Source organism: Capnocytophaga sp. oral taxon 902, assembly GCF_013394735.1.
Taxonomy (GTDB): domain Bacteria; phylum Bacteroidota; class Bacteroidia; order Flavobacteriales; family Flavobacteriaceae; genus Capnocytophaga; species Capnocytophaga ochracea.
The window spans coordinates 1054866-1081680 of the sequence record NZ_CP058261.1 but is presented as its reverse complement, the minus strand read 5'-3'; the positions used below and the strand labels follow the sequence as shown (position 1 = coordinate 1081680).

The 26815-nt window shown below is 40.1% G+C and carries 21 protein-coding genes; 4 read left to right on the top strand and 17 right to left on the bottom strand.

Translation table 11 applies throughout. The features are described from left to right. Positions 1-12 precede the first annotated feature (12 nt). From HW278_RS04495 to HW278_RS04465, 7 genes are all read right to left on the bottom strand, one after another. Entirely contained in the window at positions 13-1635 is a 1623-nt protein-coding gene (locus HW278_RS04495) for a RagB/SusD family nutrient uptake outer membrane protein (RefSeq protein ID WP_178977065.1), read from the bottom strand. A 12-nt stretch (positions 1636-1647) separates the two neighbouring features. Continuing rightward, the gene (locus tag HW278_RS04490) at positions 1648-4575 is read right to left on the bottom strand and encodes a SusC/RagA family TonB-linked outer membrane protein (RefSeq protein ID WP_178977064.1); all 2928 of its coding nucleotides are present in this window, start codon (positions 4573-4575) and stop codon (positions 1648-1650) included. A 37-nt stretch (positions 4576-4612) separates the two neighbouring features. Further along, a complete protein-coding gene (locus tag HW278_RS04485) occupies positions 4613-5761 on the bottom strand; it encodes a M12 family metallopeptidase (RefSeq protein ID WP_178977063.1) in 1149 nt (382 codons plus the stop codon). A gap of 11 nt (positions 5762-5772) precedes the next feature. Then, positions 5773-7914 carry a glycoside hydrolase family 97 protein gene (locus HW278_RS04480; RefSeq protein ID WP_178977062.1) on the bottom strand — a complete coding sequence of 714 codons (2142 nt, stop codon included), beginning with the start codon at positions 7912-7914 and terminating at the stop codon, positions 5773-5775. A 154-nt stretch (positions 7915-8068) separates the two neighbouring features. After that, positions 8069-9187: a glycosyltransferase family 4 protein gene (locus HW278_RS04475; protein ID WP_178977061.1), complete on the bottom strand. Its 1119-nt coding sequence runs from the start codon at positions 9185-9187 to the stop codon at positions 8069-8071. A 571-nt stretch (positions 9188-9758) separates the two neighbouring features. After that, entirely contained in the window at positions 9759-11645 is a 1887-nt protein-coding gene (locus tag HW278_RS04470) for an amidophosphoribosyltransferase (RefSeq protein WP_178977060.1), read from the bottom strand. A gap of 46 nt (positions 11646-11691) precedes the next feature. Further along, positions 11692-12687: a mevalonate kinase gene (locus HW278_RS04465; protein ID WP_178977059.1), complete on the bottom strand. Its 996-nt coding sequence runs from the start codon at positions 12685-12687 to the stop codon at positions 11692-11694. Positions 12688-14216: 1529 nt separating this feature from the next. Here HW278_RS04465 and nrdD point away from each other — a divergent pair. The 3 genes from nrdD (at position 14217) to HW278_RS04450 (ending at position 16786) form a co-directional block, all read left to right on the top strand. Beyond that, complete coding sequence (gene nrdD / locus HW278_RS04460) at positions 14217-16007, top strand: anaerobic ribonucleoside-triphosphate reductase (protein WP_009750577.1); 1791 nt, start codon at positions 14217-14219, stop codon at positions 16005-16007. After that, positions 15988-16473, top strand: a complete 486-nt coding sequence (gene nrdG / locus HW278_RS04455) for an anaerobic ribonucleoside-triphosphate reductase activating protein (protein WP_178977058.1) — start codon at positions 15988-15990, stop codon at positions 16471-16473. Before nrdD ends, nrdG begins: the two co-directional genes overlap by 20 nt. A gap of 85 nt (positions 16474-16558) precedes the next feature. Beyond that, positions 16559-16786 carry a hypothetical protein gene (locus HW278_RS04450; protein ID WP_009419591.1) on the top strand — a complete coding sequence of 76 codons (228 nt, stop codon included), beginning with the start codon at positions 16559-16561 and terminating at the stop codon, positions 16784-16786. A gap of 210 nt (positions 16787-16996) precedes the next feature. On the opposite strand, the gene HW278_RS04445 is transcribed toward HW278_RS04450, so the two are convergent. The 9 genes from HW278_RS04445 to HW278_RS04405 form a co-directional block, all read right to left on the bottom strand. Further along, on the bottom strand, positions 16997-18184 hold the full coding sequence (locus HW278_RS04445; protein WP_178977057.1) for an ABC transporter permease: 1188 nt from the start codon (positions 18182-18184) through the stop codon (positions 16997-16999). Further along, entirely contained in the window at positions 18171-19322 is a 1152-nt protein-coding gene (locus tag HW278_RS04440; protein WP_178977056.1) for an ABC transporter permease, read from the bottom strand. Before HW278_RS04440 ends, HW278_RS04445 begins: the two co-directional genes overlap by 14 nt. Positions 19323-19348: 26 nt before the next feature. Next, positions 19349-19831, bottom strand: coding sequence for a hypothetical protein (locus tag HW278_RS04435; protein WP_053581177.1), 483 nt, complete (start codon positions 19829-19831; stop codon positions 19349-19351). Beyond that, positions 19828-20253: a hypothetical protein gene (locus HW278_RS04430; protein ID WP_178977055.1), complete on the bottom strand. Its 426-nt coding sequence runs from the start codon at positions 20251-20253 to the stop codon at positions 19828-19830. Before HW278_RS04430 ends, HW278_RS04435 begins: the two co-directional genes overlap by 4 nt. A gap of 61 nt (positions 20254-20314) precedes the next feature. Continuing rightward, complete coding sequence (locus tag HW278_RS04425; RefSeq protein ID WP_178977054.1) at positions 20315-20824, bottom strand: hypothetical protein; 510 nt, start codon at positions 20822-20824, stop codon at positions 20315-20317. 69 nt (positions 20825-20893) lie between these two features. Further along, on the bottom strand, positions 20894-21247 hold the full coding sequence (locus HW278_RS04420) for an MmcQ/YjbR family DNA-binding protein (RefSeq protein ID WP_178977053.1): 354 nt from the start codon (positions 21245-21247) through the stop codon (positions 20894-20896). After that, entirely contained in the window at positions 21244-22152 is a 909-nt protein-coding gene (locus HW278_RS04415) for a hypothetical protein (RefSeq protein WP_178977052.1), read from the bottom strand. Before HW278_RS04415 ends, HW278_RS04420 begins: the two co-directional genes overlap by 4 nt. A 141-nt stretch (positions 22153-22293) precedes the next feature. Beyond that, the gene (locus tag HW278_RS04410; RefSeq protein WP_178977051.1) at positions 22294-22755 is read right to left on the bottom strand and encodes a GNAT family N-acetyltransferase; all 462 of its coding nucleotides are present in this window, start codon (positions 22753-22755) and stop codon (positions 22294-22296) included. After that, entirely contained in the window at positions 22752-23732 is a 981-nt protein-coding gene (locus HW278_RS04405; RefSeq protein WP_002674037.1) for an HlyD family secretion protein, read from the bottom strand. The genes HW278_RS04410 and HW278_RS04405 overlap by 4 nt, the downstream gene beginning before the upstream one ends. A 287-nt stretch (positions 23733-24019) precedes the next feature. On the opposite strand from HW278_RS04405, the gene HW278_RS04400 reads away from it, so the two are divergent. Then, positions 24020-25246: an IS4 family transposase gene (locus HW278_RS04400; protein ID WP_178977050.1), complete on the top strand. Its 1227-nt coding sequence runs from the start codon at positions 24020-24022 to the stop codon at positions 25244-25246. Between the two features lie 75 nt (positions 25247-25321). Here HW278_RS04400 and HW278_RS04395 read toward each other — a convergent pair whose 3' ends face one another. Then, the gene (locus HW278_RS04395) at positions 25322-26734 is read right to left on the bottom strand and encodes a TolC family protein (protein WP_178977049.1); all 1413 of its coding nucleotides are present in this window, start codon (positions 26732-26734) and stop codon (positions 25322-25324) included. Positions 26735-26815 lie beyond the last annotated feature (81 nt).

Genomic DNA, 26815 nt, shown 5'->3' with positions numbered 1-26815 from the left:
AGTATTCTCTTTTTAGTATCCTGTATTTTGAGTAAGGTTGTCATTAGCGGTGCGTGCATCTTGAGGAATAGGATATAAGTTTCTATAATCGGGCACTGCTACACCTGAAGCAGCACCTCCTTTGAAAGACCAAAGGTAAGCACCTCCTGTAAATTTACCATAACGAATAAGGTCGGTACGGCGCAATCCTTCCCAGTACAATTCACGAGCGCGTTCGTCTAAGATAAAATCTAAGGTAAGGTCGCTATCGGCTATGTTGCCAGAGGCGTTACCATAAGCACGGCTACGCAATTGGTTGATATAACCTAAGGCAGTAGCTCTATCACCTCCTTCCCCACCGCGTAGCACGGCTTCAGCATAAGTAAGATATACTTCGGCTAAGCGGATAAGCGGTAAATCGGTGTCGGGGAATTTCTTTTCGGGGTCTTTACCTGCAGCTCCTGTAGAGGTTATGTTCTTGAATTTAGTAATGGCATAACCTGACTTTGTAAAGTCTTTTAAGTCTGTGTTCTCATAGGTTTGCCCATCGGTATAGAACATCGCGCGTTTGTCTTTCCAAGCGGTAGGCTCGTTATTACCATTGCGTGCTGATACCTCAAATTTATTAACGAATTCTTTAGGAGCTGTAAGACCACTCCAACCATCGTTAATACCCAAGGAAGAAGCATTCATATTTCCTCCGGTAGCTCCGTGTATAATGAAAGCTGTACCTCCATAGGTTTTGGTATTAAGCCCATCAAAACTTGCTAAAAATATAAACTCGTTCTGAGCGCCATTGCTGTTGTTATCGGCAAGGAACAACTCGTCGTAAGCGGTACCATTGTTATTGGCATCGGTAGTGTTTAAGCTATAGGAAGAGGCAATTACCTTTTTAGCATAGGTAATACAATCGGTATATTTATCTTGTCCTATATACACTTTAGCGTTGAGGTATAAACGAGCGAGGAGCGCTTGAGCGGCTACCACATCTACACGTCCGTATTCATTAGCACGTGCGGCTTTTAGTTTGCCCTCTAAATCCTTTAACTCACTTTCTACGAAGTTAAAGAGTTCGGCACGTGTGTTTTGAGCAGGTTTTAAATCTGCCTTAGAGGAGGTTACCAAAGGTGCTTTCCCGAAAGCATCTATTACGTTGTAATAAGCATAAGCACGGATAAAGCGCGCTTCGGCAATATAATAAGCTACTTCGGGGTCAGAAGCTAAGGCTTGTGCGTTATCTATAAACGAGTTCGCAAAAGCGATTTGTTGCCCCAAGCGGTTGTAATAGGCATTGGTAAAGGTGTTAGCAGGTGTCCAACTCATATTGTGGAAATCGGGCACACCAGCATCACTCCAGCGAATGATAGCCTCATCGGTACTGGCTACTTGTAAGTAGAATTGCATACGAGTGTATCCAGTAGAACCTTCATCGGCACCTGCTATATCGCCATCACCGCTGGGACCTTTTTGCCCAGTAAGCGATAATGAGGCATAAATTTTAGCTAAGGCACCTTTAGCTTCAGTAGCGTTTTTAAACACGTCTTTTTCAGTAAAGCTATCGGGGTCTATAGGCTCTTGGTCTAAATCTTTCATACAAGCACTAAGCGAAAGTGCTAATATTACCCCAAAGATACTATGTTTGATATATTTTTTCATACTCTATATTCATTAAAAGTTAACATTCAAGCCCAACAAGTAAGTTTGAGGGCGTGGATAGAAGTTGTTGTCGATACCGCCATATACTTCTGGGTCTAAACCGCTGTACTTAGTAATAGTCAATACATTTTGTACAGTACCATAAAGGCGAATGTACATTTTATCGGTATGAGGGAAAGTATATCCCAAGGTGATATTGTCTAACTTGAAGAATGAAGCGTTCTCTAAGTAGTAATCGCTTAACCACGATTGGTCGTTATGGCGTTGGAAATTACTATTCGCTTTAATATTGCGCAAGAAACCACTGTTAGCAGTAATTTCGCCGAATTGGTCTAAGCGTGATTGGGTGTTATTGTACACATAGTTACCGATGTTTGCACGGGTAGTGATGTTTAAATCCCAATTCTTGTAGTTCAAATCGGTGCCAAAGCCCATTGTCACAGGGGCAAAAGGCGATTTGTACAAGTAGCGGTCGCCTTCGTCTATTTTGCCATTACCGTTTCTATCCACAAAAGCATTTTCTACTGGATTGCCTTGTGCGTCGTACACTTGCTGGTATACAAAGAAAGAGTAAGGGGTTTCACCTTCGCGGTGTAGTTGTACACGGTTACCAGTACCTCCTGAGATACCTCCAGTAGGCTGGTCGTCGGGCATACGGGTAATCTTATTTTCGTTGTAAGCTATGTTATAGTTGAAACTCCAACGGATATTCTTCTCAATATTACGGATAGGAGTTACGGTCAAACCAAGTTCAATACCTTTGTTTTCCATATCCCCTACATTGGCATTTACACGGTTTTTAAAGTTGGTAAAGGGGTCGATAGTGGTTTCGGCTATCAGGTCTTTGGTTTGTTTGCGATACACATCGAGGGTACCTGTGATGAGGTTGTCTAAGAAGCCAAAATCAATACCAGCATTGAGGGTATTCCCCACTTCCCAACGTAGGTTTTTATTGGTTACCCCAGGACGGTAAGTTTGATAGAAGCTATCTCCTAATTGGTAAGAAGCTCCGTCTTGACTACGAGTGTAATTGGTAAGGAAGAGGTAGTCGCCCAAACCATTCACGTTCCCTACTTCACCATAACCAAAACGCAGTTTGAGTTCGTTAAGAGTTTTGTTGTCTTTAAGGAAGTTCTCGTTGCTCACATTCCAAGCCAAGGCTACTGAAGGGAAGTAACCCCAACGGTCGTCTGGGTTTAGTTTAGAAGATGCGTCAGCACGAAGGGTAGCGGTAAGAAGGTAACGATTCTTATAGCTATAATTTGCACGACCAAAGAAAGACATCAATACGTTTCTACTCTTGTTGATGTTAGGCACCTCTTTGTTATCACCTGGGTTAGTGAAGTAAGAGTAATCAGTGGAATTATCGTCAAACTCAAATGACTGATAAGAGTGTCCTATCATTAGCCCTATATTATGAGTTTCTTTGATGTCTTTCATATAGTTTATATAAGCATCAAAGAGCTTGTTGGTAGCTTTATTAGTATAAGTAGTTTTAGCTCCGTCGAAATCAGGAGTAGAGGTAGGCATACGGCGGTCGGTTATTTTATCACCTTCCCCTTTACTGTAATCAATACCCACGTTTACACTAGCGGTAATATCTTTAAAGAAAGGCAAGGTATAATCTACTTTAGCATTCCCAATAAAACGATACACTTTAGAAGAATCGTCTAAAAACTTTAGCATTGCCATAGGGTTGTTAGGAGCTAAGTCGTAGCGGCTGCCATTATTAGGGTTCACCCAAGCGTGGTAACCTCCGTATTTAGCGAGACCTCCAAACACTGACTGAGTAGGGTCGTACTCTACGGCTGCCCCAATAGCATCTTTATTAGCAAAACGGTTTTGCATATAAGTACCATTGGCATTCAATTCTAATTTCAATGATTTATCAAAGAAAGTAGGGTTCAAACTAATTTTGGCATTGGTACGTTTGAAGTTATCGGTGCGCAATATCCCATCGGCATACGAATGTCCTACTGATACACGGTAAGGCAAAGTTTTGTAAGCGCCGGAGAGCACCAAAGTACTATTGCTCATTGGAGCAGTTTGGTAGATTTCTTTTTGCCAATTAGTATCGGCATTTCCTAAGAGCGCTTCGGCAGCAGGGTTATTCAATCCTTTTACTGTTTGGCGGAATTGGTTAGCATTCATTACATCTACGTATTTGTTTACATCTTGTAGGGCGATGCTAGTATTGAAGCTAATCTTCAAATCTTGGTTTGCTTTTCCTTTTTTGGTGGTAATCATAATAACCCCATTGGCAGCACGTGAACCAAAGATAGCGGTAGACGAAGCGTCTTTTAGCACGGTCATACTCTCAATATCTTCGGGGTTGATAGAGTTGAAGATACTACGAGAACCGCCCACGCCACCATCGTTCATTGGCACACCGTCAATTACAATTAGCGGGTTAGAAGTTAAGGACAAAGAGCCATTACCACGGATACGGATAGTTTGTCCTTCACCAGGAGCTCCACTAGCAGAGGTCATTTGTACCCCAGCTATTTTACCTTGGATAAGCTGGTCGGCATTTACGGCAGGAGCTTTGTTAAAGTCTTTGTCGGTTACCAAGTTTACAGAGCCTGTAAGGTCTTTTTTCTTTATAGCACCATACCCGATAACTACTACGTCGCCGAGTTGTTGTACATCCTCTTGGAGAACAATGTTCATAGTACCTGCTTTAGCAGCTACTTCTCGGCTTTTATAGCCTACTGATGAGACCACAAGGGTAACCCCTTTGTCTACTTTTAACTCAAAATTACCGTCAAAATCGGCAGCAGTACCGTGAGAGGTACCTTTTACAAGCACACTGGCACCCATCAAAGGTTGTCCAGAGCCGTCTTTCACTGTTCCTTTTACAGTGATTTGCTGTGCATAACCAAAAGCTACGCAAAGCAATAGTATTACAAACAATAACTGTTTAAACATATTGTTTTTCATATGTATAGTGTATTTAAAGTTTAATTATTTTGATTTTTCAAGGTGTATGTACATTCACTAATCGATTGTCAGGAGAAGGAGGCGTGCTTCTTCCGTTATTTAAGTACCCCTGTAAATTCAATCTTTCTCGCTCAGACATTATAGTGTTATCATCTTTATATACTATTTTTTCTAATTCGATGTAAGAATCATTCCTTGGGATAACAGGTAAGTAAAACTTATTAGCCCACATCTTATCAAATTTTGATAATACCTCTGACCTCTCCCAAGTAGAACCGTCTTTTTTAGTCATCATTGGTTTATTGGGGTCATACACAGCTTCTGTATCGCCAGTATAAGAACCGTAGATCATTATAGAGTTAAAATCTATCCCATCTGACATTGGATGAATACCTGTAGTTCTATTTTGTATATCAAAATCATGTCTAAAAGCAGGTTTGATATTACTATAATTTATATTGATATAGTTATCTCTATTATTAGCACAATGTTCGTGATATAACCCTATTGCGTGACCTATTTCGTGGATGGCAGCACTTACATGTTGATATGAGTTTAAATTGATCACTTGTCGTCCTCCACTCATTCCTACATAAGAATTATTTTTATTGGAATTAGTGAATATTACACAAGGATAATCTCCCCATCTAGGATGTCTTTTTTCTTTTATGTTATTAGCATTCAGAAATCTTACATTTGTATTCTTTTCCCAATGTAAGATGGCTTCATATGCTATCTGTCTTCTATCAGGAGTTAAATCGGGTGCATATTCATATCTTACCATTAACCATGTTCTCTGTAGACTTGGATGTACTCCTACTGAAGCTGTTATTAAGGCATCACTATTGCTGTTTTCAATAGCTTCTTCTCTTAAAGACCTATGTGTAATAGGGTTATTCCCTAAATACTTTTCATAAGGTTTTTCTTCCTCTGTCTCAATATAGCCTTTTTCACTTACAGATTTCAAGTCAGACTCTGATAGCAAAATATCTCCTAACCACAAGTAATCATTTCCTACTTTTTTAACAACTTGTCCTGAAGGTAAAGTTATCAAGGAATCTGGTTTTTCAGCAGAAGCAGGAACAGAAGGATCAACCATAAGTTTCATTTCGTCATCCTTTTCAAATTTACAAGACACAAATAGTATTGAGAACAATACTATTTGAAAAAAAATATATTTTTTCATATTATTATTTATTATTTAGATTTCACTTCTCTAATGCTAATAGCATAGCCACCTCCTTTGGCGGCAGTGAGTTTTAGCTTTGTTTTAGCATTTACTTTTTGTTTGGTGATGGTGTATGCCTTCGGATTGGTTTTCCAGTTGGCATCTTTGGCATCGGCATAGATAGTAGCTTCATACTTCTTGCCTTTGTCTAAGAAGTTGAGCAGAAGCTCTGAGGTATGTCCGCCTTCGTGAGCTGTACAACCTACGTACCAATCGTTGCTGTGTTTATCTTTACGCGCAATGGTGATATAACGTCCTGGTTCAGCTTCAAGGTATACGCTTTTTTGCCAATCTACGGGTACATCTTTAATGAATTGGAAAGCATCCATATGCTTCTCGTAGTTCTCTGGCAAGTCGGCTGCCATTTGTAGCGGACTGTACATTGTTACATACAACGCTAATTGGCGTGCCAAAGTAGAGCGTATTTGGCTGTTGTTGTTAGGGTTTACATACTTCATTTCGGTCTCGAAGATACCAGGAGTATAGTCCATAGGTCCTCCTTGCAAACGAGTGAAAGGCAAGATAGTGGTGTGGAATACTTTATTACCTCCAAAAGCCTCGTACTCAGTACCGCGAGCTGATTCGTTACCTATCATATTTGGGTAAGTACGGCAAATACCGGTAGGGCGTACTGCTTCGTGAGCATTCACCATTATTTTGTATTTAGCAGCTTCTTTAATTGCATAAAGGTAGTGGTTAATAGTCGATTGACTATAGTGGTGTTCACCCACAGGGAGGATATCGCCTACATACCCGCTTTTTACGGCATTGTAACCGTATTGGTTCATCAACTCGTAAGCGGCTTTCATATGGCGCTCGTAGTTGCGCGTAGAGCCCGAAGTTTCGTGGTGCATCATCAGTTTCACGCCTTTAGAGTGTGCGTAGTCGTTCAGTGCTTTGAGGTCGAAGTCGGGGTAAGGAGTTACAAAGTCGAACACATAGTCTTTTTTGTGACCAAACCAATCTTCCCAACCTATATTCCAACCTTCTACAAGCACTTGGTCGAAGCCGTGTTTAGCTGCAAAATCGATATATTTGCGCACTTCTTCGTTGTTAGCGCCGTGGGTACCATTGGGTTTAGTTTTGGTGTAATCTACGGTATTGAGGTCAATGGTAGGGAGGTCGTTCGTATAACTCCAAGAGTTTTTACCGGTAATCATTTCCCACCAAACACCCACGTATTTTACAGGTTTAATCCAAGAAGTGTCGGCAATAGCACAAGGTTCGTTGAGGTTCAGGATAAGACGTGACGCTAAGATTTTACGAGCGTCATCACTCACCATAATAGTACGCCAAGGACTGTGGCAAGGGGCTTGCAAATAGCCTTTAGCTCCCTGTGCATCGGGCGTGAGCCACGATTGGAAGACGAAAGTCTTGTCGTCTAAGTTCAGGTTCATTAGCGAGTAGTTCACCAAGGCAGCTTCGTGCAAGTTAATGTACAAGCCGTCTTTGGTTTTCATCATTAGCGACGTTTGCACGCCGGTAGGCGAGAAAACAAACTGCGATACGTTCTCGGTAACAGCTTCTTTCATCAATCCGCGAATTTCGGAGAGCTTACTTTCCGTATAGTCGTATTCTTGGGTGTCGTAGTCCCCAGGAATCCACCAAGCGGTGTGGTCTCCGGTCATCGCAAACTGCGAGAGTTCTTCCTCTATTACAAAATAGGTGAGTTCTTTCTGTGAAGGGAACTCATAGCGGAATCCCACTCCTTCGTTGTACACGCGAAAACGAATGTTCATTTTTCGTTGCGTCTTCTCTTGCTGTAATTGTACGAGAAGTTCGTTGTAATGGTTGAGAATCTCGCTTTCTTCTCCCCATACAGGTTTCCACGTTTCCTTGAAAGTAGACTTTTTGGTGTCTACTACTTTAAAGTTTTGGGTCAATGGTTCGACTTTTTTAAGATTTTGGGTCAATGGTTCGGCTTTTTTAAGAGTAAAGCCCAAAGTACTTTCGTTGATCACTGCTTTGTTTTTGTAAGTCACCTTATACGAAGGCGTTCCATCAGCTTTCAGTGAAAAAGTGAGTACTACATTGCCGTCAGGCGAGCTTTGTTGCTGTGCCATAGCGAGGTGCATAGCAAAAGCGCTCATCAACAAGATCATCTTTCTCATCTTTTATTGCTTTATAAGTGTTAAAATTGGTACAAAGGTACAGAAGTTTTTCATACAAACAAATTTTTCTTTACTTTTTTTTAAGAAAAATTTATGATATATCATAAAGTCAATAAGTTAAACGAGTTGTCAGTTGTCGTATTTTTACCTTTTACTACTCACTTTTTACTTTTTTATACACTTTCATCAAGTTTTCAAACACTGCCTCGTCGGTAAAATGCTGAGCGTGTCGGTAACCCTCTTCTACCATTTGCCTGCGCAACTCCTCATCGGTAGTAATGCTTACAATGGCTTTACGTATCTCTTTTTCAGCGTTTTGCAAGTTCACATAAACCGAATGTGTTCCACCTGCTTCCGCAAAACAACTGCCCTGCGAACTAATCACAGGGGTTTTGCTAAATAACGCTTCTATAATAGGAATCCCAAAACCTTCAAAAATCGAAGGATAACAAAATACCTCAGCAAGCTGGTAGATAATAGCGAGGTCTTCCATAGGCACGTTACTCAGTGCTTGCACGCGGTCTTTAAGTTGGTGTGCTTCACAATACGCCTCTATTTGTTGGTAATAAGCCGTTTGCTTACCCACCAAAACTAACGAAATATCTCGCAGAGGTTCAATAGCTTTCACTATTTCAAGTGCGTTCTTGCGGGGCTCAATAGCCCCTACGTTCAATACAAATTTTTCGGGAAGATGATATTTTTTGCGTATAGTTTCCTTCTGTGTTTCGGTATATATTTTCTTAAAAGCTTGGTGACAGCCTTGGTATACCACCGTTATTTTCTCTTCTGAAATACCTAAATAGCTGATGATATCTTGTTTCGTCTGCTCACTAATAGCGATGATGTGTTCTGAATGTTGTGCGGCATACAAGAACTTGCGATAATGTATTTTTCTGTCGAAAAACGAATACAGTTCAGGATAACGCATAAAAATAAGGTCGTGAATAGTAACTACCGTAGGTATGTGTTTATAAATTCCCTTAGGAATTTCTCCTGAAAGTCCGTGATAAATATCAATAGGAAGTTGTTTAGCTATATCAGTGATTTTTACACTCCGCCATAATGATTTTAGCTTGCGCCAGAAGAAAGATTGTGGAGTGATTTCAGTGGTGTGTTCATCAATCACCACTCCCTGAATTTCGCGTTTTTGTGGGTTGAAGAGGTATAAATGCCCCACCTTGTGTTCTTGTAGTATGCGAATCAAATCCCGACTGTAATTCCCCAGTCCGCGTGTGTTATGGAAAGCCCGTTTAGCGTCAAAAGCGATGTTCATAGTTGCTCAATGAAATGATAAGGTAATATGAACTGCAAAGATAATAAATTAAAACGATACAAACAAAACAGTATTTAAAACCCCTTTACCTTCACCTTTCCTTCATCTTTTCTTCGCTCATTCACTACTTGTCCCTGTGGCTCGCACCATTTTTTGTATGAACTTTGCCAAAGTTTCAAAACTTTGCCAAAGTTGAAGTCCACTAATAACCTTCTTTTTATCTCTATCTTAGTTTTAACTTACCTTCACCTTTCCTTCGTTCATCATTCATTGTAGACCCACTGTAGACCCACTGTAGACCCACTGTAGAGCCACTGATCGTTCGCCCTACCTTTATCTTACCTCCGCTCCACCTTCGAGCAACCCTCGTCTTTCACCCTAATACCCGCCACTACTTTTTACTCACACCTAATTTATTTAATTTCTCAATCGATTTTTCTCTCATTCTCTCATTCTCTAATTCTCTCATTTCCTCATTTTCTAATTTCCTTATTCTCTCATTTCCTCATTCTCTCATTCTCTCATTTTCTCATTTCCTAATTACCCTCATATCTTTTACCTTTTACCTAAATCAGTACGCCCTCTCCTTATTCCCTTCATAAAAGTTAATAAACGCCCTATTCACTACCCTATTGCCACCATTGGTAGGGTAATCACCCGTGAAATACCAATCGCCCAAATTCTCAGGGCAAGCCTTATGCAGGTTGTCTACCGTTTGGAAGATTACTGCTACTTCTGAGGCGAAGTTCTTTGGCAAAAGCAAATCTCTTATCTTGTCCGAAATCTCTTCATCGCTGAAAGGAGCATACACTTCTTTTACGTAATTCACTACCTTGTCATCACTTAGCACTACTTGGGTAAGACATTTTTCGTACACTTCTTTTATGATGTGGTAAGTCCCTCTTTCGTGGTGTAAAGCCAAAGCAGCTTGGAACGCTACAAGGTCTTCTAAACGCGCCATATCTATCCCATAACAATCGGGATAGCGTATTTGAGGTGCCGAAGAGACGATCACTATCTTTTTGGGCTCTAACCTGCCTAATATGCTCAAAATACTTTTTTTAAGGGTCGTACCCCGTACAATACTATCGTCTATAATTACCAAAGTGTCGCCTTTTTGTACCGAACCGTAGGTAATGTCGTACACGTGCGCCACAAGGTCGTCTCTGCTACTGTCTTCGGTGATAAAGGTGCGCAACTTCACATCTTTAATCGCTACCTTTTCAGTGCGTACTTTTTCAGAGAGAATCCTAAGAATTTCACTTTGAGTCGCAGTTGCTAATTGTTTTGCTTTCTGCTCGTTGAGGTATTGTTCGGCTGCTTCTATAAGTCCCAAATACGATGTTTCAGCCGTGTTAGGAATATAAGCAAAAACCGTATCTTTCAAGTTGTGGTCTATCGCTTGGGCAATGCGAGGAAAGAGTAGCTTGCCCAACATCTTGCGTTCGCGGTAAATATCTTGGTCGCTACCACGAGAGAAGTAAATGCGCTCAAACGAACAGGCTTTGCGTACCCTTGGGGTAAGTATCTCTTTTACTGCTACCTCTCCACTCTTCTTGATGATAATCGCATTTCCAGGTGGCAACTCGTGTACATTCTCGTATTTTACATTGAAGACCGTTTGTATAGCCGGACGTTCCGACGCTACCACTACCACTTCTTCATCTCGATAGTAAAACGCCGGACGAATACCCGCAGGGTCGCGGAGTACAAAAGCATCGCCGTTACCTATCATACCTTCCATTGCATAACCACCGTCCCAATACTTAGCTGCACGCTTCAAGATGCGTTCTATATTCAGCCGTTCGGCAATAAAAGGCGACGCTTCCTGTTTGGTATAGCCCTCTTCTTTCAGTTGGAGATAGAGTTTTTCTACCTCATCGTCTAAGAAATGACCGATACCTTCCATTACAATCACAGTGTCGGTTTTGTCTTTGGGGTGTTGTCCAAGGTGTACGAGGTTTTCGAAGAGCTCGTTTACATTGGTCATATTGAAGTTCCCCGCCATAATGAGGTTACGGTATATCCAGTTGTTTTCGCGCAAGAAAGGGTGCACATTCTCAATACTGTTCTTGCCAAAGGTACCGTAGCGTACGTGCCCCATTATCACTTCGCCTATGTAGGGGAGTTCTCTTTTCTGCAAAGCTACATTGTCTTTCAGTGCAGTATTCGCCTTAAATCCCTCGTTGATACGCTGGTTGATGCGCGTAAAGATATCTTGCACCGGTTGCGCCTCGTTGGAACGAATCCTACTGATATAGCGTTCTCCGGGTTGCATATTCAGCTTGATGCTCGCCACTCCTGCACCATCTTGCCCACGGTTGTGTTGCTTTTCCAGCATCAAGTACATTTTATTGACGCCATAGAAGGCAGAACCGTATTTTTCTTTGTAATATTCCAAAGGTTTGAGCAAGCGGATAAGAGCAATCCCGCACTCGTGTTTGATAGTGTCACTCATTTACAAATAAGAAAAGGCGTTGCATAGGCACGCCTTTATATAGGTTTTAAAATTGATATACTACTTCTAATTTATGGTTGCTAAGAGCTCGCTTGGCTTTCTCTAAGTCCTCAGTAAAGCCCAAAATATAGCCTCCACCCCCCGAACCACATAGTTTTAAGAAATAATCGCCCGAGTCGATTCCCTGCTTCCAGAGCGTGTGAAATTCTTTCGGAATCATCGGTTTGAAGTGGTTCAGCACAATACCCGATAGACTCTTGATATTCCCAAACAGCGATTTGAAGCGCCCCTTCAAAAAGTCATCTATACAAGCATCGGTATATTTGATAAACTCATCTTTGAGCATCTTCTGGAAAGCCTCGTTCTTCATATTCTCCATAAAGATACGTACCATAGGAGCAGTTTCGCCTATCACACCACTGTCGAGCAAAAACACTGCGCCTTTTCCGTTAGGCGTTTGCGAGGGAATGCCCGTAGGCTCTATATGGTCGTGCGAATTGATAAGTATCGGCAAACTCAGGTAGCTGTTCAGTGGGTCTAAGCCCGAAGAAGTGCCGTGGAAGAACGATTCCATCTTGCCAAAAATCGCTTTGAGTTGCAATAGCTTTTCGCGGGTAAGGTTTTCCATTGCACTGATAGGCTCAATAGCATATTCGCTGTAAATAGCAGCTACCAAGGCGCCACTACTGCCCACGCCATAGCCTTGTGGGATACTGCTATCGAAGTACATACCCTCTGCTATATCAGCATTGAGCTTTTCAAGATTGAAGCGCACAATCGGGTTTTCTTCCTCCATAAGGTTTTGTAAGTAAGTAGCAAACTCCCGCAAAGCCTCATTCGATTTGCGAGCCTCTTCTTCTTTTTGCAGGTGTGACTCACACTGTCCGTGCGACTCGCACTGCGGGTGTGGCTCACACTGTTTGTGTGACTCACACTTCTTCAGTGTCCCCTTATAAAAGTTATAGGGGATTGCCAAGCCTTTGGAGTTCTTGATAATGCCATACTCGCCAAAGAGGAGTATTTTAGAATAGAAAAGTTTCATTTTTTAGGTAAGCAGGGTAGTATATGAGTAATAACAGACTGCAAAGGTACACATTTTTCGAATATCTCAAATACTTTTCTAAGAGAAATATTTTGTTAATCAGCATCAGTTCTATATATCAATACTAATTCACACTTGTGTTTACATTGTAGTCTGTGAAATCCAGCAACGCAGTTGTCAATTTGTACCCATCACATTTGTTAATTGTCAATTATCAATTGAAAGACTATCCGTTTAATCTGTGCCAGACATTCAGGCAACTTGTTGCCTATTTGTTTGATTTTTTTAAGATTTGTAAGATTTCTGTAGCGTAAGCTACACTTCCTTTACGTCCAACTCAATTCGTCCCTCGTCATTCGTCATTTTTTCCCTTTTTCGCCATACTTCCCCTAGTGCCTATGGACTATTGCCTCCCACCTCCCCATTTACTAATTTTCTAATTTGCTAATTCTCTAATTATTCCTTCCCTTTTCCGTCATACTCCCCCCTATTGTCTATGGCCTAAGGCTTCCCACCTCCCCATTTTCTAATTTTCTAATTTGCTAATTCTCTAATTATTCCTTCTCCTTTCCGTCATACTCCCCCCTATTGCCTATGGCCTAAGGCCTATTACCTATTTCTCTTCCTTTCGCCTCGAAACCCCGATTTTAACATTTTTAGCACTGTTATATCGTGTTATAAGTCAATTACTTATATACCCTTTCTATACCAATCGTCCAAGATTCGTATAAGCTTCCTATAAGCTCTCTATAAGCTAACCCCACCCTCCTTACACCCTTTTTTCATCAAAATTCCCTTCAACCTCCTTCTGAAAATCTCCGTTTTCTTCCGAACTCCTCAACCCTTCCCATTTGCTAATTCTCTCATTTGCTAATTTTCTAATTTCCCCGCCCCCACATACCCAGCTGTGAGCTCTCGCTGGCTTTGGCTCGCACCTTTGGCAAAGTTAATCGCCTATCACTTTCCTCCTAATGCCTATGGACTAAGGACTTTTCTAATTAAAAGTATATTTCAAAAAGTGTTTAGGTACTGAAAACTTTTATTTTTAGAATCAGAAAGATATAAAAGTGAGGTTCAACGGCAGAAATTTTTAGAGCATTTATAACTTATAAAAATGTATTTGTCCTAACTTTATAACTATCAAAATGTTCACTTAAATTGTTAATAACTGTGTTGATAACTATTTTATTTTTGTTGAAAACTTATCACATTATTCCGTACCTTTGCCCCAGCAACTAAGAAAAAACTCTTCCCCTTTTTAGGGAACTTATAAAAGCAACATTATTCAATGCATTATAAATGAGTGATTTATATAAATCACTCAGCACTTTCTTTCTCTCTAACTAAAAGAGGAGGGTTAAAAATAAACTCATTAGGCTATGCTTGTATTATATAAACATTCCTTATGTATCACATACTTGAAAATTGTTAATAAAATAGAGAATTAGTGACCATTATCATTACAACTTGGAAGCTTAATGCTCGAGAAATTAAAATTTGTATCTGAAATAATAATAAAATAAAAAATTATGTCTAAATTCACTAAGCTTACAGCTGAACAGCTTCAAACAAAGCGTAATTTCATCGAAAATTACCTACAATCTCACAATGCCGCTACGGGGTCTCTCTTCGATGCCAATGCCAATGTGGCACATAAAAACATCGCTACGATGGAGGCAGAACTCAATAAAGATATCAATATTCAAGTGAACCGTTCGCTCGTGTCTCACAAAATCGAACAGCTCTTTGGCAAAGAATTAGCCGATGAGTATATCCGTCAGATTGAGGAACACGAAATCTACGTGCACGACGAAACGAGCCTCAAACCTTATTGTGTAAGCGTTTCGATGTATCCTTTGCTCTTGGACGGGCTCGTAAAACTCGGCGGTGAAAGCAAAGCTCCGCAACACTTGGCAAGCTATTGCGGGTCGTTCGTGAACTTCCTCTTTTCCGTTTCCTCACAATTTGCAGGAGCGGTAGCAACGGTAGAGTTCCTAATGTACTTCGACCATTTTGCGCGCAAAGACTATGGCGATGATTATCTCAATACCCACCGTGAAGTGATAGAAAACGAACTGCAACACGTAGTATACGCTATCAATCAGCCAGCAGCAGCACGTGGCTATCAGTCAGTATTTTGGAACATATCGCTGTATGACCGCCCTTATTTCGATTCGATGTTCGGTACATTTGTTTACCCCGATGGTAGCAAACCTTCTTATGAGTCTTTAGACAAGCTCCAACAGTTCTTTATGCATTGGTTCAATATCGAGCGCACCAAGGCGATACTCACCTTCCCTGTAGTAACCGCAGCAATGCTCACTAAGGACAAACACGTGTACGACGAGCATTTTGCGCGCTTCTGTGCCAAAGAGCTCAGCGAAGGGAATGCCTTCTTTATCTATCAATCGGACAACGCCGATTCATTAGCAAGTTGCTGTCGTTTGCGCAATGAAATTTCCGATAACACCTTTAGTTATTCACTTGGGGCAGGAGGTGTTTCTACTGGTAGTATTAATGTGATAACTATTAATATGAATCGCCTTTACCAAAAACACTTGTCGTTGGAACGCACCTTAGATAATATCCATAAATACCAAGTAGCTTACCGCGCTATTGTTCAGGATTACAAAGATGCGGGTATGTTACCAGTATACGATGCGGGCTTCATCTCGCTTGATAAACAATTCCTCACCGTTGGTATCAACGGAATGGTGGAAGCTGCCGAGTATTTAGGGATTCGCATTTCCGACAATCCTGACTATAAAGCATTCATCAACAAAAACCTCAAACTAATTTACGACAAAAATAAGGAAGCTAAAGCCAAATACGGCTTTATGTTCAATACCGAGTTTGTACCTGCCGAGAATTTAGGCGTGAAGAATGCTGCTTGGGACAAAGCCGATGGCTTACAAGTGCCACGCGATTGCTACAATTCGTATTTCTATATTGTGGAAGACAGCTCTCAAAACCTTATCGATAAGTTCTATTTGCACGGAAATGACTATATACAGTACTTAGACGGCGGTTCGGCTTACCACTGCAATCTCGAAGAATACACCACTGCCGAAGGTTTTTATAAGTTGCTAAATGTAGCCGCTAAGACGGGTTGCAACTACTTCTGCTTTAATATATGCGTAACCGTGTGCAACGATTGTGGCTATATCGATAAACACACGCACGACCACTGCACCCATTGTGGTTCTGAAAATATCGACCACGCGACACGGGTGATAGGCTATCTCAAACGCATTACTAATTTCTCTAAAGACCGACAAAAAGAAGCTAAAATACGTTACTATGGGAACGCTACGGTATAGCAGTTACGATATAGTCCTCCAAGAAGTACCCAACGAGATATCCCTGTGTTTTACCATCACAGGGTGTCCGTTGGCGTGTGAGGGTTGCCATTCCGAATATATTTGGGACGGTAGCAAAGGCTGTGCGCTTACTAATGAAGGTTTGGAACAACTGCTTAGCAAGTATGAAGATATGATAAGCTGTGTGCTGTTTATGGGAGGCGAGTGGCAGGTAGAGACCCTGCTCTCGCTTATCTTCCAAGTGAAGTGCAAACGGCTGAAAACGGCACTCTATACAGGACTCAACCTCAAGCAAGTACAGCGCAAATACCCTGAATTGTTAGGGTGTTTAGACTACATTAAAACCGGCAAATGGTTACCTAAACTCGGTGGGCTTGATAGCCCCACCACCAATCAAGAGTTTTTAAACCTGCAAACCGGAGAGGTGATGAACAAAGTGTTTTTAAAGGTAAAAGGAAAGAGCTAAAAGGGATTTATGTTTCATACTTTATTAAAGTTCATTATTAGCTAATTGATAAATTATTTCTATCTTTGCAAAAAATATTAAGACTATGGGAGTAGCAAAAATCACATTCCAATCAGAAATACAAGCAGGAGATTTTCCTTTTATTAAAAGAATTTTGAAGAGTCTTAAAGCTACTAATACTAAGGTCGTCAAAGAAGAAAAAGATGAAAGTCTGATGACCAAGGAAGCTTTTTTTGCTAAAATAGACCGTGCAAGGGCTGGTAAAAAAATACAAATGAGTAGGGAAGAACTGAGAAAATTGATGTTTGACTAATGGAAAACATCGGTTTATATACGAAGTTTTTGAAGAGGAGAAAAAGGTAGAAGTACTTTCAGCTTTTGGGCATTATAATGACAAATAACACGTACAGCTATCTCCTCTTTTATTGTTGCTTGTGTGATGGGAGTGATAGACTACAAACATACGAAAGACAAACGGGAAGTAATAAAAAAAGAACGGCTTAATTAAGTCGTTCTTTTTTTATTACTTGTTTAACACTCTCCTTAGGGTAAGGGTGGCTAATACTAAATATACCAAACACAGTGCCCACATTCCCAGCCAATATGGCATAATGGTAGTGATATGAGCTCCCATCTGGGTAATAGATATAAAACCCTTGCTCCCTAAAGTAGTAGGTACAATATACGAAAAAGCACTCAGCCATTCAGGCATCGCTACGGTAGGCCACGAAAAGCCAGTAAGCATCACCGCAGGCAAAGAGGTATACATAATGAGCATAATGGCGTCTTCACGTCGATGTAAAAAGTTCAGCAAGCAAAGTCCCATAAATACAATCGACAGGATAAAGGGTATCATAAAAACCATAGTGCTTAGTATCGTGCTACGTACAGGAATGCCAAACAGTGGCATTATAATTCCTAAAATAATGAGTAATATCACCATTGAAAAGGCTAAATAAGTAGTAGCTTTCCCCATTACAATAGGCAAAGCTCCCCAAAAACTATCGGAGTTAGGATATATTTTTTTAAGTTTATTACCCTCTCGCATCGTTCCTCCTAACATACCTACGGCAGTGAGTATGGTAGTTTGAAAGATAATCACAAGCACTATGGGAATAAGGAAAGTAGCATAACCCAAAGAGGGATTGTATAAGCTCACTACTTGGGCGCTCACGGGCATTGCCTCATCGTGCGCTTGGGTAGGGAGTTTGCCTTGTGCCGAAGTGCGTTTTACCTCAACCCCTGCATTCAAGTAAGTAGCCGACACTTTAGTGGCGGTAAGTATTTGCTTGTAATAAAGCATATAGGAAGCATCGGCATAGACCGATATAGTGGGTTGTTCCCCGCGTTGTAGGTCACGTGCAAAACCGTTGGGAATAGCTACTATCCCCCGTATTTTCTCCTGCTGAAAGGATTTTTCAGCTTCGGTGAGGTTGAGGTAACTGCTGTAAATAGCGGTCTGACTCGTAGCATCAATCATACGTAACAACTGACGGCTTTGCGCAGTATTATCCTCATCTACTACTCCAATAGGAAGCTCTTGCAAAGTCTCTTCGGAATAGAGATAAGTATAGATAAACGACACCGCAATCGCTACAATTACAAACGAAAAGAATACCGCTTTGTCGCGGAATATATATTTGGCTTCCCAAAGCATCGCACGAGTGAAGTCGGCTGAACTTTGATATATGTAACTTCTAAACTGTTTCATAACCTCCTGATTTTATCTTTTTCACAAACATAGGATAAGCCACTATAAGCAACAGTCCAAAGAGCAATAATGCCAGAAGCGGTTGCCACGTCATCTCTACAGGTATCCCTTTGATAGCGCGATTTACATAGTACTTCATAAAATGAGCATACGGAAAGATTTGCGCTAAATACTGCAAACTCTTAGGAAGCCCTTCCATAGGAAAAGTATAAGCCGCAAATGAGAAGGCTATCGCTGTAAAACCACTACCTACTGTCAGAGCCGTACGGAAATCGGGAAGCATAGACACAAAGGTAATCCCGATAATCTGATAGATTACTACTAAGGCAAAAGTAATAAGCACCACATTCAGCATTGGGATATGCAAAGGAGCCCCGATAAGCTCAAAAAGGAGGTAATTCATCCACCACGCTACAAAAAAGAGCACTAAGGTATAAGGCAAGAGTTTCCCCACAAGGGCTTTCAGCGGACTGCCACCTGCTTGTTTGAGCCACTGTTTCCCTCGATGGTAACGAAACTCAACCCCCAATACATACACCGTTACCATCATTACAATCATTTGGAGCATCATTGGCAAGAGTGCTGTGAGCAGGTAATAGGCATAGTTAGAATAAGGATTGTATAGACCGTGGTCGTTTACCTTTACGGGTTGAGCTTCGGCACGTACCTTCTCGGTTTGTTGCCCTTTTTGCATTTTCTTCTTCATCACCAAGCCTGCTGAGAACATCCCTACGGTAGTTTGGAAATCTTTTTGGATAAGACTTGCCCCCAGCATAAACTGACTATTGGTATAGCAAATCACTGATTGGTTTTCACCTTTGAATAGTTTCTGCTGAAAGTCGGCAGGGATAACGATAAAGCCCATTATCTGCTGTTGCTGGATAAGTCGTTGGGCTTCTTGTTCATCGGTGAGTTTGATTTTCAGGTCGATGTTTGGGGTAGCATCGAGCATACGCAAAAGGTTTTCGGACAGCTGACTTTGGTCGTAATTGATATACGCCATAGGGAGGTCGCGTGGTACTCCTTTGTAGAATACCGCCGCAAAGAACCCAAAGATAACCAAGGGAAACACCAAAACGTAAAACAGCCGTTTGGGTGATAGGAAAAGGTTCTTGCATTCTTTTTTAAATAAATACATAATTAATTTGTCAATTAGCTAATTAGTTAGATTTCTTCAGCGTCTTCTAAGTTTTCTATTAAGATAGGGGTTTCTTCTTTAAAATGAAAAGAAACTCCATAAGGCTCGCAAAAGCTGAAACCACCTCCGGCAAAATGCAATATCCATTCTTTGTTGTCATAGAATAGGAACTGCGGACTTTCAAAAGGAACTTCTTGCAAGGGAACACTTAACAATCGTTTTTCTTCTTCTGAAAGATGAAAGCCATCTGAGCATATCAGCAGTTGTTCTTGAAAATAAGAAAGAGCTTTGGCAACCAACTTATCTGCGCTGACAAGGATTTTTTCAATAAAAGCAATAGTATCAGGTGCGATGGTTTTACTTTTGCTAAACACAGAAAAAGGTAGCTGTAAAGTTTCTTTGTAGAAATCACTTTTCCACTGATATGAAGCCTCCCAAAAATAGTCGTCTCCCACTTTTTGTGAGAAAGTAAGAGTGCCAAACTTGGTGTTATAACTTGATATGTTCATTGTTTTAACCAATTAATTTCTTCTTTACTAAGGAGAAAATATTTATATACAAAGTTTTCGAAGGCTTCTTGTTCGCTATCAAAAGACTGTTCATCACAGAAGCAACGAGTATCGGCAAGGCATACCACCCATTGGTTTTCTCGTTGCAGAAAGCAAGTGTTGCCCACACCTACATTTCCTTGCTCAAAAGTATTTGTTTTAAAATAACACTGAGCAGGGTTATAGTTCAAGGCTTCTAAAGCTTGTAACAACTCTTTGAATGTGGGAATAGGGAGTTGTTCTTTTATCTGGGCTAAAAGTTGTTGTCTTTTCTTCCTTTCTTGTTTGTTTTTCTTGGAAAACCAAATGAGTATAAACGCCCAAGCCAAAACAGCTATTGATAGAGGGGCAAGTATATTGTAATTCACAAGAGCATTCCACATAGGCTTTTTGGTTTATTCAGATATAATGAACAAAATTGAGACTATTCTGAGGGTGATTTTGTTATTGTCTTCTTGTTTTTATGAATGTTGTAATTCCTAGTACAAAAAATAATACCAAAGAAAGTACCACAAAGATACATTTCATAAGAGAAAAATAGGGCGCTAAGGTCTCTATCCATAAGTTTTCAGGATAGTGTGTGAGCATTGTAATGGTACTAAAATTTTCTGAATAATCAGAAATACCTCCTATTAAAGGGAAATATGATAAGAAAAGGAGCTTTCTTTGGTTGAGTTTTTCTAAAAAGAAACGTATCAGTTGATAGTAGGTAATAGCAAACAGACCGGGATATATCATATCCACAGGAATTTGTCGGTATAAATAGAAATGGCGACCTTCTTCACCTAAACGCTTAAATAGCTCTTGAATGTAAGTAGCATCATAAAACGGAGGCACATCTAAAATATCCATTCCTCCAGCCATTGCTTTAAGGGCTGGTATGGTTACTAACATCAAATAGGCATATAGCGAAGTGGTAATGATAAAAAGTATCCAAAGTTTTTTCTTTTTCATTTCTAATTAATTTTTGTTGTTTTTCTAAATTATCACGGATATTCCCAATCCTAAGAAAGATTACGGAGTTTACACCCCTAACGCTTCTCTTTCCTTCTTTGGTACTTTGGCAAGTACTTGGTTGTAAGAGTGCTGTACCATTTCTTTGATAAGGACTTCAGGCAGACTCTCTAAAAGTACAGTATTCCAATGTTTTTTGTTGAGGTGGTAGCCTGCTACAATCTTATCGGGGTATTGCTCGCGGAGTTCTATCGCACGCTCAGGGTCGCACTTGAGACTCACACTCATAGGCACGCGGTTTAGGTTCATCAGTGCAAAGATACGATTTGCTATACGGAAGACCAAAAAGTCCTCCCCGAAAGGCATATCCTCAGTAGTGTGAGGTAAAGTTAAGCAAAAATCTCTAAAGGTTTCTATGTTCATTTCTTTCGAATGTTATATAATTCTCCGCCACTATCACTGTCTTTATAAATCAAGACCCTATCGCCCCAAAGGTCTTTTATTTGTATTATTTTCCGTGAGCTTTTGGTGTTCCATTTAAATTGGATAGAGTCATTGCCTATCTTAAAAGTATAGTATTTATAGCCGTAAGGATAAAACCAAAATGCAAAATGATTTCCTCCGCCCTGATTCCCCAAAACTACCTGATCAAATGAGTACAAATTATTGGTGATTTTATTATCTACTAAATGCTTATAGCTTGGTGTTTGAGTATATTCTATTTCATAAAAAGTATTGTATTTATAATCTTCCGTAAAATATTCGCCTTTGCTTCCTATACACACAATAGACGAGAAACCTACAGGAATTATTTTTTGTATTACACCTAATTGCTCGTCAATATATTGTCTGCCTATCTTTCTAATAGCTTCTAAATCATATTTTCCATTCTTATCTTTTGGAATAGAGTAGTTTTTAATAATACTATCGTGGCCTAAATACTGTAATTCCTTTACTTTTTCAGCTTTTGTCCAAGGATAAGTGTATTTATAGATAATATCCTTATATTTTTCATCTTCTTTCTTATCATAAAAAGTTTTATTTCCCTGAAAAACACCTTTAGCATTTATCTTTTGTTTGATTTTAAAGTTTTTATCAAGTAAAAACCAATCGTATTCTTTGTTTAAATATATAAAATCGTCAGTTGGGTCGTAGATAATCCTATCAGAGCTCATAACATCTTCTTCAGTAAGTAGTGTATCTACTATAAAAAGATTTTTGTCAAAGCCGTTAAACTCAGGAATCTCAGGGTGCTTGTCTTTCCCTGGTACTTCATAACCGCAACTGCTATATAAAAATAGTATTGCTAATAAAATTACTGTTTTCATATGTGAATTATTGTTTTATTCTGGTTATCTTTCGCTGAAAGCTTAAACAGATTTCTTCTATTGATGTTTGCTTAGTATTAAACACGAACTAGGAGAATCGCACCAGTAGGGGATAAATCTATTAATGAGCCGATTGGCAAATTAGCTAATTGCCAAATTACTCTTCACCATCTTGTATTTTTTCCTTTCTCCTTCAACAGTGGCTACTACTTTAAAACCAAGTTTTGTATAAAGACCTTTAGCTATGGAGTTGTCATCAAATACATTTAGGCTAATAGAATGAACTCTTTTATCCTCAAAAAGCATTGCGATAAATAACTGCATTGCTGAGGTGCCTAATCCTTTTCCTGTAAGCGAAGGATTGATAAGAAATCTACCAATATGTACGTTGCTCCCTTCTACTCTTATTTGCTGAATCATCCCTATAAAACTACCCTCTACCTCAATACGAAAACAGTGAGGCAAAGCATTGAGTGCTTCTATGGTAAGAGGATAAGGCAAAGCATCTCCCGCCCATTGTTGCAAGAAATAAGCATCTTTGCTATTTGTCCAGCGTATAATAGCTTGCTTATCTTTAGTTGATAATCCTTCAGTTATTCTCATTTTTCACTTACTAATACTGACATTCCGGGTCTTAAATCCTTTACTTTTTGAGTAGGGTAGGCTTTGATAGCAAAAGTTTTCTTGTCGAAATCGCCTTTGCTTTTGGTAGCTGTCCAAGTGGCGAAATCGGCTTGTACGGCGATGTGTTTTACTTCTAATTCTATCTCCTGATTGCCCAAAGCGGGCACAATACCTTTGAATTTAGTACCTATCTTAAAATCTGCCATTTTATCTTCGCGTATGTTGAACACCACCCACTCGTCTTGGGTATCAATGAGGTTCATCACAGGATAACCCGCATTTACGATTTCGCCTTCATTGGGGATAATGGTTTGTATCTCGGCATCGGCAGGAGCGAACACTTTAGCACCATCTTTATAGGCATTTACCTCAGTAATAACCCCTTGCGCTTGGGCTACAAGGGCTCGGGCAGCGGTTTTATCCTCTACACGAGCTCCGTTTTTCGCCATTTCGTATTGTGATTTGGCTGCTTCGGCTTGTTTTTGTAAGGCAACCATTTGGGTATAAGCCTCATCTTTCTTTTGAGCAGGCAATACCTTATCGTTATAAAGGTTGCTCACACGCTGATAGGTTTTTTCAGCAAGCTGGGCAGCCGCTTCGGCTTGTTGCCATACATTGTAAGCCCCTTGAATTTGTTCGCTGCGGGCACCGCGTTGTGCTTTATCGGATTGAGCTTGTGCAGCTAAACGTGCTGCTTCGGCTTGAGAGAGTTTGGCATCGAGTTCAGTGCTTTCTAGTTCCAAAAGGAGGTCGCCTTTGTGCACTTGGTCGCCTTCCTGCTTGTAGATAGCTTTCACCCTACCAGGTACTTTGGGAGCAACGTTGATTTGTTTGGCTTCTACTTGTCCTTGCAAATATACAGGTTCGCGATTACTAAAAAAGTAGATAGAAAGAATAAGAACTACTGCAAATACAGTGATTGTTACAATAAGACCGGTGATGTTTTTCTTTTTCATTGTTTATTTAGTTTAGCCCCCGTTCCCCCGAAGGGAGACAATCCATAAATAGGATAAAAATGAGGGTATTATTATGGTTATTATTTTTGTAATGTATTAATTCTGCTTGCGGCTTCGGCTTCCTTCGAGGCACGAGCTACAAGCTCGCGCCAGCGTATGATTATCAGGGTAGTCAACTTTGGCAAAGTTTTAGACCAAAACTGTAAGGAAGATTTATAAAGCACTGATTTTTAACTATGTTTTTTTGTAGGAATACTGTGTAAGTATTATCTTTGCAAAAAAAAGTTATGACCACTATAATAAAGAATAGAAAAAGAATTTCAAATATCTTTTCTAAGATAGAAGATAAAGAGTTAGAATTTCTTGTAAAAGAAACAGGAGTCGATAAATATAGCAAAAAACTTAAAGGAATAGAAATATTTAAGTTGCTAATTTTCGGTGCTTTGACAGATGATAGAGCTAGTCTAAGAACCTTTGAAAACTTTTATATCACAAATTTCTTTAAAATGATTGCTAAGATATCACTTACTAAAGTCATATCACACAGTAGCATTGCAGAAAGGATTGCTAAAATAAATGTAGTTTTCTTTGAAAGACTTTTTGCTTATTGCGTAAAGAAGTATGCACCTTTTTTAGAAGAAGGAATTACTTCTAAAATAAGTAGTTATGATTCTACAATAGTGAGTATCTCATCCAAACTACTCCATTTAGGAATGCAAAATGGACAGAAGAATAAAAAAGATGAGCAAGGAAAGCTAAGCTTAAAATTCACCATTGGATTTTCAAACTTACCATTCAAGTGTAAAATTCATCACCAGCAAGAAATGATAAGTGAAGATTTAGCACTTGGTGATATTCTCAAGGAACATACTGCTAATAAGGAAGATATAGCAGTGTTCGACAGAGGAATGAAAGACAGAAAGGTAATGGATGAGCTTTCAGATGAGCAGACTCAATATTTTGTCACCCGAATTTACAAAGACTCAAAGTATATTTTAGCAGAAGGGAGTCAAGTAAAGAAATTAGCTGAGCAAGATGAGCATCTGCGCTTAATTAGCAGTCAGAAAGTACATCTTTTCACTAAAAGTCAAAGGAGGACAAAAAATACCTTTCGTTTGATAGAGGGTAGACTGCTAAAGAAGGATGAGAAGAGAGGAGAAATTAAAGAAGAGAAGATACTGTTTTTAAGTAACTTAACCGATGATTTTAGTGATGAGCAAATAGCCGGAATTTATAGAAATCGTTGGAAGATAGAGCAGTATTTTCGTTTCATAAAACAAGAGCTTAACTTTAAACATTTCTTTTCAAGAAATCTCAATGGTATACAAGTGATGATGTATGTAATATTAATAGCATCAATATTACTATTGACATACATAAAAGAAGAAGGATTGAAAGGCTATAAAATCCCTAAAAGGCGATTTTGTTATGGTTTACAAGATGAAATAATTAAAGAAATTGTAATCCATTGCGGAGGAGATCCTTCAAAAATGTATTCTTATTCAGATAGTTAAAAATGTTCCTTACAACCTTAGTTTTAGACTTTGGCAAAGTATAGCGATATAAGAGGTAAGAGCATTTGTGTCGCTCTACCTTACTTGTTCGCTGAATTTATCGCTCATTCCGCAGGTTTCGAGGAGCTGGGCGAGGGTTTTGTCCATTTCAAAAAGGGCTTGGTAGCGTTTGATTTTAATAGAAGCCAAATAAAGGTTGGCATCGGCTACATCGGTGGAGGTGGAGAGACCTTCGGCAAAAGCTTTGTCGCGGGCACGTACGAGCTCTTCGGCAAAACGCAAACTCTCTTCTAAGCTGAGGTATTGTTCACGTTGCTTTTCAATCTCGGTGTACTGTTTTTTCACTAAGGTTTGTACGTCTTTTTCGGCTTGTGCAGTGATGAGCTCCACACTCTCACGCATTGCTTTGGCTTGGGCTATCTTGTTTTTGTCCTGCAAACCGTTGAAGAGATTCCACTGTAACCCTACGCCTACTACCCAGTTATCGGGTTCGGTTAAAGGTAGATTTTCGCTCCACAAGTATTTCTTGCCTACTACGGCTACATCGGGCAAATAAGCGGCTTGTTGCGCTTTTACACTTTGGGTAGCCATTTGGGCTTTCAGCTTGGCTTGCACAATCATAGGATAATGTTCTTTGGCTTGCTGTTGGTAGTACTCAAGCGATTGGAGAGGGGCTACTTCAAAGAGTTCGGTGGTGAGGGCAGTGAGCGGTTGCTCGGTAGTTCCCATTACGCCATAGAGCGCTGTTTGCGCTAATTGTATGTCCTTTTCAGCAGCCATCACCTCACGCTCGGCATCGGTAACGGCTTTTTTAGCTTGCATTGTTTCTACGGAAGCTATCATTCCGTTCTTTTCGAGCTTTTGGGCATTTTCATAGTGATGTTGTGCTGTTTCAAACGACTGTTTTCTCACTTCCAACGCTTTTTGGGCTAACTGTACTTGAAAATAACGTTCCGCCAACTCACTGATGAGGGCATTTTCGGTTTTTTTGCTCTCTACGGTGGCTATTTCGGTGTTGAGCGCACTCACGCGATTGCCTACACGCACCTTTCCACCAGCAAAAAGCACCCATTTGGCATCGGCGCTTACTTTCCAAATGTCTTGTTTCTGGAACTCATAGCGCCAGTCTTGGGCAAAAAGTGGTTGTATTCTGCCAAGTAGGGGGGTGATTAGCGGACGCATAGGGGCAGGCACTTGGGTAGCGAATCCCTGTAAGCCACTTTGCAGGGGCGCCTTATACTCGTTGAAGCTCAACGAAAGCGGGTCGGAGAGGTGCATATAGCTCGCATTGAGACTCAATTGGGGCAGATAGAGCCCACGGAATGACTTGCGATTATAATCGGCTGCTTCAGTTTGTTTTTCGATGCCTTTGAGTTTTTGGTTGCCTGAACGCATCTGGTTAAGCGCATCATTGAATGAGAGCGATTGCGCTCGTAATGAAGCTGTTATCCCTATAACGAAGAGGCATAGTAAAGTATATTTTTTCATAAAAGAAAACTTTTTATTTCTACGGGGCAAAATTACGGCGATTTTTCCAGATGAACGACTCGTTTGTTTGCAAAGTTTTTA

Coding starts and splice junctions, on each gene's coding strand:
- HW278_RS04495 (WP_178977065.1), bottom strand. CDS start 1,635: ATGAAAAAATATATCAAACATAGTATCTTTGGGGTAATATTAGCACTT.
- HW278_RS04490 (WP_178977064.1), bottom strand. CDS start 4,575: ATGAAAAACAATATGTTTAAACAGTTATTGTTTGTAATACTATTGCTT.
- HW278_RS04485 (WP_178977063.1), bottom strand. CDS start 5,761: ATGAAAAAATATATTTTTTTTCAAATAGTATTGTTCTCAATACTATTT.
- HW278_RS04480 (WP_178977062.1), bottom strand. CDS start 7,914: ATGAGAAAGATGATCTTGTTGATGAGCGCTTTTGCTATGCACCTCGCT.
- HW278_RS04475 (WP_178977061.1), bottom strand. CDS start 9,187: ATGAACATCGCTTTTGACGCTAAACGGGCTTTCCATAACACACGCGGA.
- HW278_RS04470 (WP_178977060.1), bottom strand. CDS start 11,645: ATGAGTGACACTATCAAACACGAGTGCGGGATTGCTCTTATCCGCTTG.
- HW278_RS04465 (WP_178977059.1), bottom strand. CDS start 12,687: ATGAAACTTTTCTATTCTAAAATACTCCTCTTTGGCGAGTATGGCATT.
- nrdD (WP_009750577.1), top strand. CDS start 14,217: ATGTCTAAATTCACTAAGCTTACAGCTGAACAGCTTCAAACAAAGCGT.
- nrdG (WP_178977058.1), top strand. CDS start 15,988: ATGGGAACGCTACGGTATAGCAGTTACGATATAGTCCTCCAAGAAGTA.
- HW278_RS04450 (WP_009419591.1), top strand. CDS start 16,559: ATGGGAGTAGCAAAAATCACATTCCAATCAGAAATACAAGCAGGAGAT.
- HW278_RS04445 (WP_178977057.1), bottom strand. CDS start 18,184: ATGAAACAGTTTAGAAGTTACATATATCAAAGTTCAGCCGACTTCACT.
- HW278_RS04440 (WP_178977056.1), bottom strand. CDS start 19,322: ATGTATTTATTTAAAAAAGAATGCAAGAACCTTTTCCTATCACCCAAA.
- HW278_RS04435 (WP_053581177.1), bottom strand. CDS start 19,831: ATGAACATATCAAGTTATAACACCAAGTTTGGCACTCTTACTTTCTCA.
- HW278_RS04430 (WP_178977055.1), bottom strand. CDS start 20,253: ATGTGGAATGCTCTTGTGAATTACAATATACTTGCCCCTCTATCAATA.
- HW278_RS04425 (WP_178977054.1), bottom strand. CDS start 20,824: ATGAAAAAGAAAAAACTTTGGATACTTTTTATCATTACCACTTCGCTA.
- HW278_RS04420 (WP_178977053.1), bottom strand. CDS start 21,247: ATGAACATAGAAACCTTTAGAGATTTTTGCTTAACTTTACCTCACACT.
- HW278_RS04415 (WP_178977052.1), bottom strand. CDS start 22,152: ATGAAAACAGTAATTTTATTAGCAATACTATTTTTATATAGCAGTTGC.
- HW278_RS04410 (WP_178977051.1), bottom strand. CDS start 22,755: ATGAGAATAACTGAAGGATTATCAACTAAAGATAAGCAAGCTATTATA.
- HW278_RS04405 (WP_002674037.1), bottom strand. CDS start 23,732: ATGAAAAAGAAAAACATCACCGGTCTTATTGTAACAATCACTGTATTT.
- HW278_RS04400 (WP_178977050.1), top strand. CDS start 24,020: ATGACCACTATAATAAAGAATAGAAAAAGAATTTCAAATATCTTTTCT.
- HW278_RS04395 (WP_178977049.1), bottom strand. CDS start 26,734: ATGAAAAAATATACTTTACTATGCCTCTTCGTTATAGGGATAACAGCT.